Here is a 628-nt window from a genome sequence, read left to right on the forward strand (position 1 = left end):
GGTCGTAAACCACACCCCAAGGTCGGAAACCAGCGCCGACCAGCACTGACCAGCGCTTCGCACTTGAGCTTGAGGGGCGGCCGCACGGAACAACCACGCGGCAGGCCGTCCTCGGGCCGACCAGAACACACCACCAGCCGCACCCCCAAATACGAAGAGCCGGTAAACCCATCGGAAAACTCGGCCTCCGACGCAGCAGTCTCCTACCCAAGGGGGCTGATCTATGCTCCGGACTACGGCGTCGTCGCATTCACTGTCCCAGGGATGTCCGGGTTCATCAGCCGCCAATCTGAATAACAGCCGCAAAGCGTTGGACACCCCCTCTAGGACATGCGCCTGTTTTGGCCGACCTCGGCACGTAACTTCAACCGACCTCGGCACGTAACTTCAACCGACCTCGGCGAGGGGCGCGGCCGCGGCGGCTTCGGCCGGAGGCGGGGATGGGGGACAATGGGCGGCCTAATGAGTGACAACGAGCGACCAACCCGGCGCGCGGACCGCCCTGAAGCCGGCAGCAACAACGGCGGTGGCAGGCGTGGGCGCCGTTCCCAGGGGCCCCGTCCCCGGCGCGGGCGGCGCCACCAGTGGCGGGGCTACACCCCCGAGCAGATTGAGTCCCGCCGCGCCG

It is taken from the genome of Actinomyces succiniciruminis (assembly GCF_900002405.1).
Lineage (GTDB): Bacteria > Actinomycetota > Actinomycetes > Actinomycetales > Actinomycetaceae > Actinomyces > Actinomyces succiniciruminis.